The sequence below is a fragment of the Bacillus shivajii genome (assembly GCF_020519665.1).
GTDB classification, from domain to species: Bacteria; Bacillota; Bacilli; order Bacillales; family Salisediminibacteriaceae; genus Bacillus_CA; species Bacillus_CA shivajii.
Genome location: NZ_CP084703.1, coordinates 2,116,237 through 2,134,702, shown reverse-complemented (window position 1 = coordinate 2,134,702; position 18,466 = coordinate 2,116,237). Strand labels below are relative to the sequence as shown.

The window sequence follows — 18,466 nt, the reverse complement described above, 5'->3', positions numbered from 1 at the left end:
TTTACACACCTTCTTCCAAATTCAAGACATGGCCACCATCAAAGAAATAAAGAATCGATTCATCGATATCACGCTTCCAAATTTCTTCAAGCGCCCCGGAATAAATCGATAGTTGGAGTTCATATCTGCCGAGAAGTGCTTCCTTCGCATCTTCAAAACTTTTATACTTCCCAGTAATCTTGTCTGTTTTGTAATCAACTAAGATGATCTTGCCATTTTCATCTTCAAAAATACAGTCAATGACCCCTTGGATGAGAACTTTCTCCCCATCAGTATGCTCGTCTTCTTCCCACGTTTGGTAAGCTTCAACAGCCGGAAGTCCGTAACTAAATGGAATTTCACGCTCCACCCATTTCGCATTTAACATTCTCTCGCCGATATCTGTATTGAAAAACTCAATGACATGGTTCACATCAACAGCTTCGACTTGATCTCTCGTTAACAATTCTTTTTCATACATCCCAACTAATAAGCGATCGATTTTTTCCGTGGTCGGTGGCTCAGTTAATGGGACATGCTGCATAACAGTATGCATGACGGTTCCAATTTCTGTTGAACTTAAACCTTTTTCTTGTAAAAACTGAGGTCTGTCCGCATACGCAGATTGAAACGATTTCGAAACGCCGAACATGACATCACTATACTCATCTTCTAACTCACGCTTCATTTCACTAACCGTTTGTTTTGAACGGTGAATCGACGCTTGAATACGGTCATATTGCCAATTTAGCTTTTCATCAACCCAGCTTTCATTTGCTGCACCTTCAACAGGTTCTAGATAATATAACTTATGAAGCTTATCTTCTTGTATTTCTACTTCTGTTTTTTCTTCGACTTGTAACGTGTCTCGTTCAATAATATCCATCGACCATTTTGACGCGTCTTCAGCCACCTCATTTTCACAGATGACACCACCTGGGCCGTGATAACAGCTTGATGAGCCGTGCCTTAAAACAGCAGGTCCAACCCAGTCCATAAATGTTTTACCACGCTGCCTGTCCATTGCAGGTAAAAGCCAGTCATCTTCCCCGAGTAAGTCTTGCCAGTTCTCTAATGACTTTTCAGCATTTTGAACCGTTCCGACTAAATAGAGCTTCTCTTTCGCACGAGTGAGCGCTACATATAAGACACGCATTTCTTCTGCTAAGCTTTCTAAATGCATACGCTTTTTAATCGCAAGTTGCGGAATGCTTGGGTAAGCGACACGTAACTTTGGATCGATGAACTTTGTGCCGAAACCTAACTCTTTATGAAGTAAATAAGACGCACTCATGTCTTGTAAATTAAACTTTTTGTTCATTCCCGCAACAAACACGACGGGGAATTCCAGACCTTTACTTTTATGAATCGTCATAATGCGCACGACATCTTCTTGTTCCCCTAATGCTCGTGCCGTACCTAAATCATCACCACGCTCTTGCATTCGCTCAATAAAACGAAGGAAACGGAACAAACCGCGGAACGACGTCGATTCATAGGATCGAGCACGGTCATATAACGCACGGAGGTTCGCTTGACGCTGCTTACCTCCAGGCATCCCACCGACATAGTCAAAGTAACCTGTTTCACGGTAAATTTGCCAAATGAGTTCAAACAGTGCACCTGATCTAGCATTCGTTCGCCAGTTCGTTAATTTTTCTAAGAAGTCCGCTGCCTTTTCTTTGATCTCGTCTTCTGGCGATTCTTCCGCTGTCGTTTTTAACGCATCATAATAGGATACTTCTTTCTTCATCATACGAATGTGCGCAAGCTCTTGCTCATTAAAGCCGACAATTGGTGAGCGTAATACAGATGCGAGCGGAATATCTTGATACGGATTATCAATGATTTTTAAAAGCGACATGACAATTTGCACTTCAATCGCACTAAAGTAACCTGTTGATAGATCCGCGTATACAGGAATGCCTTCTTTTTTACACTCTTCCATCATGGTCGAGGCCCATGGCATTGAACGCATTAAAATAACGATGTCACGGTACGTGATTGGGCGCTGCCCTTTTATACTTTTGTCATAAACAAGATGTTGTTCTTTCACGAGCTTTTTCACTTGTTGAATGATGTATCTCGTTTCAAGCTGGGATGTTTCTAAATCTTCTTCTAATGATTGTGACTCATCTTGTGGGTCTTTTACTTCTAACGGATCCCCTTTATTAATGACGGCAAGCTCTGCTTCAAGCCCTTCTTGCTCTGGATAATCTAAGTTCCCTAAATGAAGCTCAGCATCGGTATCATATGGGATTTCTCCTACAGATTCATCCATGATTTGGCGAAAAATAAAGTTTGTTGCATCTAATATTTCGCTACGGCTTCGAAAGTTTTTCGATAAGTCAATACGCCAGCCATCTCCATCACCAGACTTTACGTACGTTTTGTACTTATCTAGGAATAACGATGGTTCTGCTAAACGGAAACGATAAATACTTTGCTTTACGTCCCCAACCATAAAGCGGTTATTTTCTTTTGCTAATAAATAAAGAATCGTTTCTTGGACGAGGTTCGTATCTTGATACTCGTCAATCAACACTTCAACAAAGTGATCTTTAAATTCTAACGCGGCTTTTGACGGTTTTAATTCATTACCATCAGCGTCGAGCAACACTTGTAAACAAAGGTGCTCAAGGTCGTTAAAATCGAGGACAGCTTTCTCTTTTTTCGCGTCCATATACCTTTTAGCGAACTCTTTCACTAACCGAACAGTCGTTTCAACGGTTGGTGCCATTTCTTTTAATTCATGCATGAACGCTTCAGGTTCTTTTGAAAAGTAATCTTTTTGAATCGCTTCAACGACCTTTTTCGTCGTATCGCGATATTTTTTCGCACGTTCCTTTAGGTTCTCATCAACATGGTCTTTTTTCGGAATCGATTTTAAGCGGCCAAACTTCGCTTGTTGGAACGCTTCATACATTTCGCTCCACGTTTTACATTGGCGGAGCGTATAAAGAACTTTTAAATCTTCTTCAAAGTTTTCCGCGTACTTATACGGTCCAGCTGGCTCTTTCGTCAGTTCCATCCCTTTTTGAATCCATGCTTCCGCACCTTCTAATTGCTGATGGATGTCAAAAAATAGCTCTTTTGTCCAAATTAACTCTTCCATGCTTCCTACATCATCTAAGTTGTATGCATGAACGAGCTCATCTAACCATTGATTTGGATTCGGGTTGGAGCGAGAGAAGTTATATAGCTTTCGAATTAAATTTCGAAGCGCATCATCACTTCGGTCTCCACTATACCGATCAACAACAGCATAAAACTCGTGATTATTTTCCTTTCCGTACTCCTCTTCAAAAAGGTCGTCGATCACTTCTTCACGGATGAGTTCCCCTTCTGTTTCATCTAGGAGACGAAAGTTCGGATCAATTTCAACTTCAAAGTAATACTTCTTCAACACTTTCATACAAAACGAATGAAGGGTTGAGATGTTCGCACGGTTTAATAACGTTAATTGTCTACGCAGGTGTAGGGAACCGGGATCTTTTTTTAATTCTTTTTCAATCGCTTCACCAATTCTTGTCCTCATTTCAGCCGCTGCTGCGTTTGTGAACGTCACGATTAGTAAGCGGTCGACATCAGCTTGATGATCCACGATCGTACGGATAATTCTTTCTACTAAAACGGCTGTCTTCCCGCTTCCCGCTGCGGCTGCAACTAAAATGTTGTTTCCTCTTGCATCGATTGCTTTCCATTGATCATCGGTCCATGTCACATCAAGAGGTTTAGGATTAACGTTCATCCGAATCTCCCCCTTCTTCTCTCATCTTTTGTAATATATCGTCTGGCTCTAGTTTATTTAACGTATTGTACTCATTCGTTTCAATCGTCGGATCAAATTGACAGAACGATCCGTACGGACAGAAGGTACAAGCGACTTGCTGTTTATTTTTCACAGGGGTAATGTCAATTTTCCCTTCTGTGAGAGCCGTTCCGACTTGTTCGACTTGTTTTCGTAAATAATTGCGAACGACTTCGTAATCCGCTTCAGAGATCACAGACGATCTTGAATGGAGACTTCCGTCTTTTTTCAGTCCTGCTGGAATTATATTTGAAACGCCTTGCTCGAGTGTCGTATCCATTTCTCGTATGATTTCAGGGTCTGCTGGCAGTAACCCTTTCATTTTAAACTGTTTAAAAATTTCTTCTTCAAGTTGTTCAATCGATAACGGCTTATTCGACTGAATAAGCGGATTATGCACATGGAAGTAGAGAACACCGGCTGGAGACGCTTTTTGCCCTAGCCATTCATCGGAATGGGATAAAACAACGTCTAAATAAATCAACATTTGAATCGCCAGTCCGTAATACACGTCCATAAGCTTAATGTCTTTTTTACTTGATTTATAATCAATAATGCGCAGCATAAGGCCATGATCCGTTTGAGACTTATCGACACGGTCAATTCGGCCGATTAATTCCATTTTCACACCGTTATCTAACGTAAACGTCAGTGGTGGAAGGTCTTCTTTCGGTCCGAAACCGACTTCAAGACCAACGGGTGAAAAACCGGATGCTTTTGATTGCTCCGCTAAAATCGATGACGCACGAGCGACGACTTCTTCGAGTTTTTGTTTAATGTACGAATATCTGTTCGAACTCAGTAAGATTTCACGCTGAATTTTTGGTGCGAGTTGATCGACAATTTGTTTTGAAAGTGTCGTACACTCGTTTTTCGTTAATTGCGCAAAGTCTCTTCCCTCATTTTTCAAGTGCTCAGCCATTTCTTTCAATGCTGCATGGAAGAGTGTCCCGATATCAGGTGCTTCTAATTTATACGATTCACGCTCTTGAAGCTTTAAGCCGTGGCTTGCAAATTGCGAAAACGGACAACCTTGGAACTTCTCAATACGAGAGACACTCGTTTTAATTTCATCCCCGTAAATCGCACGGCTCGTCTCTTTCGGTAGTGGTTTTGCTTTGTTTTCATAAAACAAGCTTTTTAACACGTACTCTGTTTCTTTTCGCCACGTTGGATGCTCGACAAACCAGTTATAAACGCCCCACCAAAAGTCGGGGATCTCGTAGCCTTTTTTCCACGACTGAAGCTGATACGTTAAATACGATAACGTCACTGCAGGGTTTTGTACAAAGTTTGATTGCTCTTCAAACGGAACTTCGACAGGCTCATTAAACCAAAGTTTTTCCTCTAAGTTCGGGAAAAGATCTTTGATTCGTTTTAATAAGATCGACGGCTGCATACTACGCCCTTCTTCATCCGCTAACGGATACGTAAAGTATAAGAGGTCTGACGGCGTAGATTGCGCTAAATAAATGATAAATGATTCATTAAGTAGTTGGCGCGTACTGCCTGGCGCTAGTTGGAGACCTTCGCTTCCTAATAGCTCTCGTTCTTCTTCAGAAACAATTCCACCTTCTTCAGGTTTCGCTGGGAGAACCCCTTCATTGACGCCTAAAATAAACGCTACTTTTACATCACTTAAACGTGAATGCTCCATGTCTGCGACGATCACTTGGTCTAAGGCTGGCGGAATAATTGAAAACTTCATGCTTTCAACACCTGTTTCTACAAGCTTTCTAAAAAGTGAGAACGATACTTGCTCTTCACCCGTCAGCTCAACCATTTGATCGAGTAGTTCAATGACCGCGTTCCACACTTGATCGTGCTCTCTAGCGCGTTCTAAGTCATGCGTTTTAATCGCTTGATCACGAAGCCACTCAAGCTTTTTCGGTACGTCACAATCTTCTAGAAATTGATAAATAACTGTACAGCGATCACGTGACGTTTTCGCCGTTTTCATTCGTTTTGCTAATTGTATGAGCGGAGCAGTTAACATCGTTTTTAGGTCATTAATCTCTCTTTCAAATGCTTCCTCATATTTGCTTCGTTTTCGTTCCCCTTCAGCTGTTGTGCGAACCCGCTGGTACGTCCACGGTTCTTTTTGGTACCATCTCGCACCTTGAATGCCATATGAAAGCACGTAGTTTTCAAGTTGGTCGACGCGCTCTCTCATTTCATAAATTTCTTCATTTAACGGGAAGAGCAAGTCCGTTTTAAAACAACGGAACACATCTTCATAACGCCAGTTTCGGTCGATAATATCGAGCGCTGAACGGATGAGCTCGATCACCGGATGATTTAACATTGATCGTTTTTTATCCATAAAAATTGGGATCGAATAGTCACGACAAACCGTTTCAATTAAATCTCCGTAGCTTTCCATGTTCCGAAGTAAGACTGCCACGTCTTTAAATTGATACCCTTCATTTCGAACGAGGTTTAAAATTTCACGTGCGACGCCTTCAACTTCTGCTCGCTTATGAACGGCAGCGATCATTTCAATGCCGTCGTTTTCTTCACAAGGAACTGGTGGACGGACTTCCCCGTATTTTTCTAAATGTTTTAGGCCTTCAGTTTTGAATCGTTTTGTTTCTGAGAAGCTGACAGGCTCGTTCATTTGAACGCCTTGTTCTTTTGCGATAAACGAAAGTTGCTGATATGTGTTGCCCGTTTCGTGAAAAAGGTCAAGCTCGTGAACGAGTTCATCTGTATCATAATGTTTATCGAGCGTTAAAACGACGTTTACTTCTGCCGTATGAGCAAGGAGCTCTTGAAGCACGTTTAATTCGAGCGGTGTAAAGCTGTAAAAGCCATCGATATATACTTCGGCATTTTGTAAGTACGTTGATTTTGGAATTTGTTCAGCAAGTAGCGCTAAATAATCCTCCGTGCCGACGTATTGATCGGCCAACTCATATTCAAGATTTTCGAACACGATTTTTACGTCGTGAAGTTTATCAAGAAGAACCGCTTCTTGAGGGGAGCGTTCTTCTTTTTCACGAAGGGTCTTCTCGTAGTGATCGAGCGTCTCAGTTTTTACATCGTAACGTTTAAATTCAGTCACGATTTGCTCTAACTCATCGATAAAACCATTTGTTTCTGTTGATCGTTTGAAAACAGAGAACTTGTCCTTTTCTTTTTCCACGATTTTTCGAATGAGCATATGTAAGCCGGTGCGTTGCAAGTGGTGTCTCGAGATCCCGCCAGTTTCTTGAAGAACTCTGAGAGCAAGCCTTGAAAAACTAAACACTTGAGCACGTGTCATCCCTTGTATGTCTGATTGAATAAAGTTCATTTCCGTTTGGAACGTCATTTGGTCTGGGACTAAATAAATAATTGGGTTTCCAGTCGGTTGCGATTTTAATTTATTGATCATGTCTTGTTGTATATGCGTTGATTTACCGGTACCGGACCGGCCAATATAAAATGTGATTGCCATACGTTTCACCTCAATTTATATGATCATTGCAATCATATGTTCGTACTTTCTATTTTAAAGGAAAATGACTATTTTAGGAAGTGGAAGCTTTGGGACGATTCTTTTACTGGTGAGATTTTCGGTTTACTTGCGAGTTTTGTTCAAATACAGGCAAGTTTTTTTGGAATACAGGCAAGTTGCTTTGAATACAGGCAACCTAGCACCAAATACGAGCAACTTTCTTTGTGATACTGGCAACTTACCTTCTAATACTGGCAACCCATCTTCAAATACAAGCAAATCTTCTTCTAATACGAGCAACTCTTAAAAATACAGGTAACTTTCTTTTAAATACTGGCAACTTCTCTTTAAATACAAGCAACTCCTCTTCTAATACGAGCAACTCCCTAAAATACAAGTAGCTTTCTTTTAAATACTGGCAACTTCCCTTCTAATACGAGCAACTTCTCTTTTAATACGAGCAACTCCCTAAAATACAAGTAGCTTTCTTTTAAATACTGGCAACTTATCTTTTAATACTGGCAGCCCCTCTTCAAATACAAGCAACTTCTCTCCAAATACGAGCAACTTCTCTTCTAATACGAGCAACTTCCCTGATCTACTTGTGATTTTCTCCATTTACAAGGAACTGTAAATACATTCGTAATTTTATTTACTTTCGTTCTTTATCGGTCTAAAATGTGAGAAGAGATATTTTGAATGGAAAGGGGAAGCCCCATGAACGAAAATCAAGAGTCAGCTATGAAATGGGGAATAATATCAGGGGTCTCTGCTTATTTGTTATGGGGACTACTTCCGTTATATTGGAAGCTTATTGATCATATTCCATCAGAAGAAGTACTTGCACACCGCATTATTTGGTCGTTTATTTTTATGAGTTCGATCATTTTGATACTTAGAAAACATGGATCATTTGTCGCTGAAGTTCGTGCGATGTTTAAAAACAAAAAACTATTTGCTGCAATTATCTTTGCTTCATTATTTATTGCAACAAATTGGTATGTGTACATATGGGCCGTTGCCAACGATCAAGTCGTGCAAGCAAGTTTAGGGTATTATATTAATCCGCTCGTTAGTGTTTTATTAGGCGTCGTCTTTTTAAAGGAAAAGTTATCGAAGATGCAAACGATCGCTGTCATTCTAGCATTTGCAGCTGTCCTATTACTAACATTTTCTGCTGGAGTTTTTCCGGTCGTCGCTTTAGGATTAGCACTTAGTTTTGGACTATATGGGTTAATGAAAAAAATTGCCGTGATTGGAACGATGACTGGGGTTGCGTTAGAGTCACTCCTTGTTTTACCATTTGCAGCGATCTTTTTATTTTCACAACATGGAGCAAGTGCATCGGCCCTTTATGTACACGATCCATTATCCGTCATTTTATTATTAGGTGCTGGTGCAGTGACTGCCGTCCCATTATTACTCTTTACAGCAGGAGCTAGAAGAATACCACTCTCTCTCATTGGGTTTTTACAATATATCGCACCGACAATCATGCTTTTCCTTGGTGTGTTCTTATTTCAAGAGCCATTTACTGTTACTCATATTGTTGCCTTTTCAATGATTTGGGTCGGACTTATGATGTTTACGTACAGCCGTTATCGTCAATTAAAGAAACCGAAAGTCGTTGAGCAAGAAATCACGCTTACAGAGAGGAAGGCAAATTAAAGATGAAGGATTACCTCGTTATTTTCGCACTATTTCTATTAGCGATCAGCATCTTGTTTGTTTTTACAGACCATATATACGAGTATCCATATTTCATCGCATCGACGCTTCTTTTCATGATTAATCTAGGCGTATTTTTTACGTTTCTCTCTTCACTTACGTGGGCATGGTTCGTTCCAATGACGATCGTAAACTTTGTTGCAGTCACCCTCATTCCGGTTATTGAAGGGATGGAGTGGGCATGGATAACGGTTTTGTATTACATCATGATCGCGTTTATGTTTATCGGTTTTCATACGTATCAGCAAAAATAAGCTATTTTCTCGAATCACGTAAGGCTGTCTCATTACGAGACAGCCTTCTTTCATTACAGTTCTTCGTCTGGTAGTAAATCAACGCGAATGTTTTTCTTTTCAAGTCGCTTGCGGATAATGATAGGTACAGAAAATGCAATCACAAATAGGAGACTAGTGATAAATACCATCGTAAAATTCATTTCAACAAATGTCGCACCTAAAAAGTTGAAAGCAAGCGTCCCTGGAATAATCCCAAGCATCGTTGCACCGATATATTTCCGAAATTCAATCCTTGATAAACCTGATAAGTAACTAACAAAGTCAAAGTTAATGACCGGAATGATACGTAATGCTAACACGTAAAAGAAACCATTTTCTTCGATCCGCTTTTGAAGGTGCTTCCCCTTCCCTTGCCACTCTTTTTGTGTAAAAGAATGTCCAAGTTTACGGACGAACATAAACGACAAAGCCGCTCCAGACAATGACCCAATGTATGTTACGATTGGTCCGATCAACGGGCCAAATGATAAACCGCCAGCGATCGCGAGTATTGATGCTGGGAACAATACAAACGGACGAATCGCAAACATGAGGATAAAAATGAGCGGTGCCCATATCCCAAATGAAAGTACCGTTTTTTGGATTTGTTCAGGATGTAAATTTAAAAATGAATGATTCAACCAAAAAAGAAAAAGGATGATAAGTGAAAATAGTCCGATTTTTATTAACAGCTTCGTTGGCATAGATGAACGTGACTCCTTTTGAACTGACGATTAAAAATATGTATTAATTATATAACCTAACATTTAAACGTTTAAGCTTCAAATTATTTAACTCACTTCTTTATTCTCGTATATGATGAGCTCGGCTCACGTGCGGTAATTCTGTCTCACGTGCGATTATCTCGCCTCGTGTGCGATTATCTCGGCTCACGTGCGATCATCTCGCCTCGCGTGCGATTAACCCGGCTCACGTGCGGTAAGTCTGTCTCACGTGCGATTATCTCGCCTCGCGTGCGGTAATTCTGTCTCATGTGCGATTACCTCGCCTCACGTGCGATCAGACTCGACTCACGTGCGATTATCTCGTCTCACGTGGGGTAATTCTGTCTCACGTGCGATCGACTTTCCCACCTGCAATAATTTTCATTTCCTAAAATCTCACTAAAAAAAACAAAGCCTCGTATTAAGGCTTTGTACCGTATGATTCTTTATACTGTTTAATCATTTTACGATAATGAGAGACTCCATAAATCACCACGACAACGGGTATGAACATCATGATAATAATCTGGACATTATAAGAAAAACTATTTACAAACACATCAATCGGTGAAACTAATACTCCGATGAATTCCCCAAACGACATTGCACAATCCCCCCTTTGTAATATATACACCCACAAAGAGTGAGAATATTACAACATTATAAAGGTCTTTGTTTATGATGTTTGGATAGGGATAGTAGACTATTCAAGAAAAACAGCTATATCTTTTAAATTTTTTCTTAAAACAGACCTGATGTTTTTTACCCAAATATAATGACTGAAAAAAAGTTCCCGGCAATCAAGAAGCCGAGAACTTGGACGTGATTTATTGTTCAGTAATTTTTCTTGTGATGGTTTTTTCGATTTCAACGACAATAAACACGGTTATACCTAACAAGATTGGGTATAACCAATCGTTGATTAATAAAGGACTCGTATCAAAAATATTGTTCATAAATGGTAAATACGTTATCGCTAACTGCAGCAAAATGAGAATACCTGAAACTTTAAATACAGCTTTGTTAGAGAAAAATTCATCCTTTCGTAAAGCAAAACCCGTCTCTTTTCGACAGTTAAACAAATAAAAAAGTTGGGCAATTACGATCGTGTTTAATGTAATTGTAAACAAATATTCTTGGTTATAAGTACCTGTACCAGCCATATTCATATTAACCAAAAGCGTTCCTCCACCTATGAGTAATGATACGAACAGAATTCGGAAAATGTAATAATTACTCAACAGTCGAGCATTTGGATTTCTTGGAGGCTTATCCATCGTTTCTTTTTCTAACCTCTCAAAGGCAATCGCTAATGACAGTGTTACGGCAACGACCATATTTACCCATAAAATTTGTACTGGCGTTAAAGGCATCGCTAATCCCAACAAAATACTTGCAATAAACACGAATGCTTGTGCCCCGTTTGTTGGTAATATAAAAAGGATCGTTTTCTTCAGGTTATCATATACTTTTCTTCCTTCTTTAACAGCATTAAATATCGTATTAAAGTTGTCATCAACTAGCACCATTTCCGATGATTCTTTCGCTACTTCAGTCCCTTTTATCCCCATTGCAACCCCGATATCTGCTTGCTTTAACGCTGGAGCATCGTTTACTCCATCACCGGTCATCGAGCAAATAAAGTCATTTTTTTGGAGAGCTTGAACGAGCTTCAATTTATTCTCTGGACTTGTTCTCGCAAATATATCGTACTTCTGTACAGCTTCGGCTAATTCTTCGTCAGATAATTGATCGATTTCTCTACCTTCAAGAGCCGAATCTCTATCAGTGATCCCCATATCTTTTCCGATCGCTAGTGCAGTGTCTTTATGGTCACCGGTGATCATTTTTACGCCAATTCCCGCTCTTTTGCACTCTTTAATCGCGGTGATTGCTTCTTCTCGAGGTGGATCAATGATTCCAACCACTCCTAAAAATACAACATCTTCTTTTACATCCTCATGATCAATTGATTCCGTATTTGCTGACACCTTTTTATATCCTGCCGCAATCACTCTTTTACCTTCATTAGCTAGTCCTTTAACTTTTTCTTGCCAAAAATCCGGTTGATCGATTGTACTCATACTTAATAACCTGTCTGGAGCCCCTTTAATATAAATCATTTTTTCCCCGTTTTCTTCAACTAAAGTCGCCATATATTTATAAGAGGAATCAAATGGTATTTTTGAAAGGACTTCTTTTCGCTCAATATCGACCTTTGCTTTTTCAGCAAGTGTTAATAGACAGCCTTCTGTCGGTTCGCCGTTAATGATCCAATGTCCATCATCATCTTTGTCTAACGCAGCATCATTACATGTTTTTACAACTGTTAAAAGTTCTGCCACCCCTTCTTGCTCCGTAACATCAACGGCTTTATCGTCTGAGAGGATCTCACCTTCTGGCGCATACCCTCTCCCTGAAACTTCATACGTCCCTTTTTCTACAATGACATCTGTGGACGTCATTTCATTTTTTGTTAATGTCCCTGTTTTATCAGAACAAATAACTGAGACAGCTCCGAGTGTTTCAACGGATGGTAAATTTCGAACTATGGCATTTTGATCTGCCATCGCTCGGACACCAATCGCTAATATGATCGTTACAATCGCTGGCAGCCCTTCTGGGATCGCGGCAACAGCTAACCCAATAACAGAAAGAAGAAGGTCTCCAGCAGCATACTCTCTTAAGAAGTATCCAAAAATATACATTAATACAGCTAAGATTAAAATGACAATGGTTACCGTCTTACCAAATTTCGATGTTTGCCTAATTAGTGGCGTTTCGAGTTCTTCCACTTCAGAGATCGACTTATTAATTTTCCCAATCTCCGTATCTTCTCCCGTTGCAACCGTTACACCAATCCCTGTACCTGAAGTAACCGCTGTACCTGAAAATGCCATGTTGATTTGATCTCCAAGTACTGTCCCTTCATCAAGGACTTCATTCTTCTTTTCAACCGACGTAGATTCTCCAGTTAAGGCTGCCTCTTCGATTGTTAAATTTTCAGCCTTAATGATTCTTAAGTCTGCCGGAATTTTATCTCCAGGATTTAAATAAACGATATCACCTACAACAAGTTCAGCAGAATCTACATCAACTTTTTTACCACCTCTTAAAACTGTCGCTTCAAGAGACAACATATTTTTTATCCCTTCTAATGCTTTTTCTGCTCGGTTTTCTTGAATAAAGCCGACAATCGCAATAATTAAAACAACTAATACAATCACGATCGTATCAATGTAATGACCGAGGAGCCCAGTAATAATCGCAGCAACGATCAGAACATAGATAAGGACTTCATTAAATTGCTTTAAAAATTTAATGAAAGCTGGTTCTTTTTCACCTTCGGGCAATTCGTTTCTGCCATTTTCCTCTAACCTTTTATGTGCTTCTTCCTTACTTAAACCTTTAGTGGGTTCAACCTTTAACTCCTCTAATACACCTTCTATTTTTAATGCGTACCAATTTTTTGCCATTGTTAATACCCCTTCATTTTCTTAAGTCTTGACTATTTTCACCTTGAATTTAAAAAATATTTCTTCCTAATAACAATAGCAAGATTTTACTAAGAGATAACAGTTATTTACACTGACCTTTAAAATTTACGTTATTCGGCCGAGGAAATATTTTTCTTTAAAAAAAGGCTCTGTTAAAGTTAGTTGTTGAGTTTCGTCATTATAGGTGGATGCTTGCACATCTGGGCACAAGTGTGACATCCGTTCAAGCTGCACTTTGCTTGCATTCACGGTGTCCTCTTTGCACCTCTAGGCACAAGCGCGACATCCGTTCAAGCTGCACTTTGCTTGCATTCACGGTGTCCTCTTTGCACCTCTAGGCACAAGCGCGACATCCGTTCAAGCTGCACTTTGCTTGCATTCACGGTGTCCTCTTTGCACCTCTAGGCACAAGCGCGACATCCGTTCAAGCTGCACTTCGTTTGCTTTCACGGTGTCTTCTTTGCCGTGGGCACGACCTCAACTTCTCTGAACTCGTAAATACTCGTTCAGAGTGCGGTTCGTGGCTCCTGCGTTTACTCGTCGCAGCTCGAAGTCGTTCGAAGAAGTGATGCTCGTTGCTGTTCCCGCATGCGTCACCACCTGCCATTCCTCAAATCCCAAGATATCAACATTGAGGTTTAACACATCCAAAATAAAAAAGCAGGGATTAACCCTGCTTTTCTAATAATTACTCATCTGGCTTATCGATATGGAGCGGTGGTGCTATTATGTATTAATGGGGCTTATTTTAAGTCCGAAAGAACGCAAAAGTCTCCTGAACATACAAAAAGATAGCCATCCTAAGGATGACGATCTTTTTGTCTCTGCGCGAGCACTTTATATAGTGCATTTCTCTTCTCGATTTATAAGTTGTTTCTGAATACAACTTCATAACATTTAAGAAAGTATGACAGAGGTCATCATTATGTTCTATTTCATTTAATAGCCACTTTTTATTAACGACATTACCGAGCATCACATGTAGAATAGACATTATCTTCCTGGTGGGCAATCATTTAAAATTTTCTTTTTTAAAAACGTAGGAAGACTTTTAAAGTTTTACTATAATATCAACTGTCCTTCTGTATTTGCTTAAGGTTGCCATTCGGCGAATTCTCTCTATTTTTAAAGTCCTGTCCAAAGAAATAATACGATCCTCCATCCATCAGGATCCTCAAACGTCACTCCACCTTCTTGCCAATAAGGGTTTTCTGCTTGGACTTCCATGTAACCCATTTTAACAAGTCGACTCTTAATTTCGTTTACCTTTTGTTGATTTGGCATATAAAAGACAAGGAGATTGTCTTTTGTGGGAGCTGGACAAGGTGTCCCATCAACATGACATGTAAATTCTAGGTGGTAATTTAGACTAGGAAGTCCGTAAATCACACCCTTATATCCTCGGTGACCTTGAAATTCACCAACTCTTCTTAAGCCTAATCCTATTTCATAAAATCTTTTTATCTCTTCCATTTTGTCAGTCGGTCGTGCAATCCTCATTTGTACAGCAGGGAAGTCAGTACTCCAAGTATTCTTTACTTTGATTGTGTATGGTAGGTGACAGTGCTGTAAGATTTGATAATGATCTCCTTCCACTTCAATAGTGACAGGGTGAATCTCTGCTGGTTGCTCTGTTGGATACCAATGACGTCCTTTTTTAACTAAAACAAAGTTCCCCCTAATATCTCCAAAGAAACGAAATGTATCTGATGTCGATTTGTTTTCATTTGGAACCATCTTTAAGAATTCACTGAGTTCCTGAACATTTTCAGATGGAAGCCCCATTTCACACACGTCATACCAACTTGTTGCAACATCTGAATAAGGGTTTCTTCTTTCTAATACCTCTAGTATATTTCCATCTGGATCCTTAAAATAAAGCTGTTTACCTTCCCAATACATCCTTGTCTTACCTTCTTCATTTGGAAGAAGTAAGCCTTTTTCACTTAGTTTGTCATACATATAGTCATAAAAATTAAAACCTGCCCGAAAGGCAAAATGATAAAATGGTTTATCATTCGCTTGTAAAAATGCAATTTGTGTTTTGCCAGCTTGTATTGTAAAAAAATGATCTTTTTCTCTAATAATCTCCATTTCTAATGTTTCTGAATAGAATTTCCTCATTTCTTCAATATGAAGTACATTTAATTTTAAATGAAGAATTTTCATTATCATCACCTCTATTGAGAGTTTACAGAGGTTTTCAATATAGGTATATGTACTATAGTTTGAAATCATCTAAGACTGTAGCTGTAGATACACCAATTGAGCATGTTAATAAAAATAATAATAATTACTTTATATCTTTTAGTTATTACTTCTCATAGAGTGTTAATGGCACTATCCATAAATACTTGCTGCCTTATTGAAGTACACTCATGGTCTGGATAATCCTCTATTATAGTGCCATCTCTGTCAAAAAATGCAACCTTCATAATATCCATTCCCCATTTATTCTTAACTTTGCTACTTGCCAATTAGACCAACTTAGAATACACTTTTTCACAAATCATATTGCCCTTACACAATGTTTAACATGAATTTACCATTATCCTTCAAAAAAATTAACGAACTCGATAGCGAGTTTTTTATACTTATATATCTTGGTAATTTACTACAAATGAATGACATACATTTTTGAGAAACTAGATTAACGGTTTTATCGTATTTAAGCAAAGCTATTCTTAGGTCTTTTTTTCTTTGTCTTACTATCCCAATTTTCAAAAAACACATTGTGTAAGGAAAAGCAATCCTAGAATCAATAGAACAATTGTTAATATGTTATTTAGGCAACCTCCTCTAGCTAATTCTCCGATATTCCCCATTTGAGATTGGTTTACCCCGTCAGCAAATTTTCCCATAGGATTCCTTTTAATTTCCTCTCTATTAAATTTATCTTGCTTATCATCACTCACATAACCCCTCCAATTATTTTTTGTGTAGAGACAAACAAAGTATTTTCAGCATCTTTCTTGAAATTGACAATCTCTCGAATACTGTGGATAAGAGGGTATAAGTCCTCTTTATCACTTGTATGTAATAATTATATGTAGCTATCGTTATCAATTTGGCATGTCAACAATTTGCTGTCACGTTTTATGAATGATATCACTGTTATTTACTAGAGTCGCAGCTCCAATGTTCACAACTTGTTTTTTTGTTGCCGTTGAAACTCCATCAGACGGAAGTTGTAACAATAATTCAAAAATTCGGATGAATAAAAAGAGGCAGTTTAATTTTTAGAAGTAATGAAATGTATGATTCAGCAGCCAAAACATAAATTACGGCTGCTGAATTCATTGATTGATGAAAATAGCGGTTCATATTTCATGCAATTGCAACTCTATATTTTATTCAGCAGGTCTGTTTGGTCCTTCTCTCTTCTGATCACCATAGCCTGCTTTTGCTGTTTTTCTTCCATAATGATCATTCATTTGTTTTTGTTGGCTACGTGAACGTTCATTTTTCTTAACCAAAGGAAACACCTCCAATCATAATTATCGTTTCCTAATGTAAGAAAAGGATACACGGGTATGAATCAAAGCTGATAAGCACTTTCTAAAACTATGTTTGTCAATAGTTAAGGAGTCAAAGAAGGAATGAAAAATTTATAACCAAACACAATGAAAGCGGAGCGGCTGAGGCCACACTTGAAGTAATTTCTTTCTCAGCAGAAGTTATTGTTGCGCAGTAATAATTTTGATGCCCTGCAACAAAATAAAAATATGATGTTCTTTTACATGAATAAAAGTCCAGACTTAACGACTGAACGATTATATCGCCCTTAAGGGAGGGGAAAGCGTTTTGCCTAATTTCAGAAGTAAACTCACGATTTCCCCCTATTAAAACCCTCCCAACTAATAAAACAGCGGGCCGTATGCGTAAACAGCTGGTGTCCCTCCTGAATGAACGAACAAAATGTTATCGTCCTGCTTAAAGAATCCTTTTTTAATGAGGTCCACCACACCAGCCATCGTTTTTCCTGTATAAACTGGGTCTAACAAAATGGCCTCCGTTCCTGCTAGTAGCTTTACCGCTTCCACCATTTCGTCTGTAGGGAGCGCGTATCCTGGGCCCACATATTCATCAAAGCAAGTGACGGTGTCTCGCGCTGGCGCCACATCTAACCCAATATGCTTTGCCGTCTCCTTTACAAGACGATACACATTTTCCTCCTGCTCGTGTTTCTCGCGGCTCACATTGATACCAATCACCTTCGTGCTACTCTCAAGTCCGAGAAATCCAGTCACTAAGCCAGCGTGCATGCCGCCGCTTCCGCTCGTACATACCACGTAGTCGAAGTGCAACCCTTCTTCCTCTGCTTGCCTTTCAATCTCTTCTGCACAAGCGGCATAACCCGTTATTCCTGTGACGTTGGATCCGCCCACGGGAATCACATATGGCGTTCCCCCGTCCTTCTTCACATTCTTTGCGATCATTTCCATTTCCTCATAAACATCCGTGCCGTTCGAGACAATCTTTATAGATTCGGTGCCTAATAGCTGATAAAGCAGGAAATTTCCATTTGTCTTTGTGAGAAATTGATTCACCTCGTTTTCCTCTAAAACGAGAATACATTTCAATCCTTCCTTTATACATGCAGCCAAGGTTAACCGGCAATGGTTCGATTGAATTCCCCCTGCGGTAATGATCGTGTCCGCCCCTTTTTGCAGTGCATCACCCATGAGAAATTCCAGTTTTCTCGTCTTGTTACCACCCTCCGTTAAACCAAGCATATCATCTCGTTTTATGTATATGTTCGGCCCTTTTAATGTTTCAGAAAAACGTACTGCCTTCTCTATTGGTGTAGGTGTCATACTATAATGGCGCCTAGGAAACGATGTAATGTTCATGAACCTCTCTCCTTTTTTGAAAAATATAGCCTGAAGCCCGGTACCCTTTTTTCTATCATACATGAATAAACACGGTTTTCATAATAAACTGAAAATAAGGAACGTTACAAGGGAGTTTCGGTTGTTAATAAAATGGTTATTAAGATAAAATAGCTCAGC

At 39.3% G+C, this 18,466-nt stretch carries 12 protein-coding genes and 1 pseudogene; 2 read left to right on the top strand and 11 right to left on the bottom strand.

Annotated features, from left to right (window positions below; genetic code table 11):
- Window position 1 precedes the first annotated feature (1 nt).
- The 3 genes from addA to LGQ02_RS10525 form a co-directional block, all read right to left on the bottom strand.
- The gene (addA, locus tag LGQ02_RS10535) at window positions 2-3,730 is read right to left on the bottom strand and encodes a helicase-exonuclease AddAB subunit AddA (protein WP_226518102.1); all 3,729 of its coding nucleotides are present in this window, start codon (window positions 3,728-3,730) and stop codon (window positions 2-4) included.
- A complete protein-coding gene (gene addB / locus LGQ02_RS10530) occupies window positions 3,720-7,229 on the bottom strand; it encodes a helicase-exonuclease AddAB subunit AddB (protein WP_226518101.1) in 3,510 nt (1,169 codons plus the stop codon). The genes addA and addB overlap by 11 nt, the downstream gene beginning before the upstream one ends.
- A 468-nt stretch (window positions 7,230-7,697) precedes the next feature.
- The gene (locus LGQ02_RS10525) at window positions 7,698-7,847 is read right to left on the bottom strand and encodes a hypothetical protein (RefSeq protein WP_226518100.1); all 150 of its coding nucleotides are present in this window, start codon (window positions 7,845-7,847) and stop codon (window positions 7,698-7,700) included.
- 99 nt (window positions 7,848-7,946) lie between these two features.
- Between LGQ02_RS10525 and rarD the strand changes: the two genes are divergently transcribed.
- On the top strand, window positions 7,947-8,897 hold the full coding sequence (gene rarD, locus LGQ02_RS10520; protein WP_226518099.1) for an EamA family transporter RarD: 951 nt from the start codon (window positions 7,947-7,949) through the stop codon (window positions 8,895-8,897).
- A gap of 2 nt (window positions 8,898-8,899) precedes the next feature.
- Complete coding sequence (locus LGQ02_RS10515) at window positions 8,900-9,211, top strand: hypothetical protein (protein ID WP_226518098.1); 312 nt, start codon at window positions 8,900-8,902, stop codon at window positions 9,209-9,211.
- Between the two features lie 53 nt (window positions 9,212-9,264).
- On the opposite strand, the gene LGQ02_RS10510 is transcribed toward LGQ02_RS10515, so the two are convergent.
- The 8 genes and pseudogenes from LGQ02_RS10510 to LGQ02_RS10480 form a co-directional block, all read right to left on the bottom strand.
- Complete coding sequence (locus tag LGQ02_RS10510) at window positions 9,265-9,936, bottom strand: TVP38/TMEM64 family protein (protein WP_226518097.1); 672 nt, start codon at window positions 9,934-9,936, stop codon at window positions 9,265-9,267.
- Between the two features lie 442 nt (window positions 9,937-10,378).
- A complete protein-coding gene (locus LGQ02_RS10505; protein ID WP_226518096.1) occupies window positions 10,379-10,561 on the bottom strand; it encodes a hypothetical protein in 183 nt (60 codons plus the stop codon).
- 223 nt (window positions 10,562-10,784) lie between these two features.
- Window positions 10,785-13,433: a cation-transporting P-type ATPase gene (locus LGQ02_RS10500; protein WP_226518095.1), complete on the bottom strand. Its 2,649-nt coding sequence runs from the start codon at window positions 13,431-13,433 to the stop codon at window positions 10,785-10,787.
- A gap of 1,146 nt (window positions 13,434-14,579) precedes the next feature.
- Window positions 14,580-14,954 carry a VOC family protein gene (locus LGQ02_RS10495; protein WP_226518284.1) on the bottom strand — a complete coding sequence of 125 codons (375 nt, stop codon included), beginning with the start codon at window positions 14,952-14,954 and terminating at the stop codon, window positions 14,580-14,582.
- Between the two features lie 402 nt (window positions 14,955-15,356).
- Window positions 15,357-15,578, bottom strand: a pseudogene (locus LGQ02_RS10490) (VOC family protein); the annotation flags it as partial.
- Between the two features lie 596 nt (window positions 15,579-16,174).
- The gene (locus LGQ02_RS10485; RefSeq protein WP_226518094.1) at window positions 16,175-16,369 is read right to left on the bottom strand and encodes a DUF6366 family protein; all 195 of its coding nucleotides are present in this window, start codon (window positions 16,367-16,369) and stop codon (window positions 16,175-16,177) included.
- 435 nt (window positions 16,370-16,804) lie between these two features.
- Complete coding sequence (locus LGQ02_RS21290; RefSeq protein WP_264184016.1) at window positions 16,805-16,930, bottom strand: hypothetical protein; 126 nt, start codon at window positions 16,928-16,930, stop codon at window positions 16,805-16,807.
- Between the two features lie 381 nt (window positions 16,931-17,311).
- A complete protein-coding gene (locus LGQ02_RS10480; RefSeq protein WP_226518093.1) occupies window positions 17,312-18,307 on the bottom strand; it encodes a D-cysteate sulfo-lyase in 996 nt (331 codons plus the stop codon).
- Window positions 18,308-18,466: the final 159 nt, after the last annotated feature.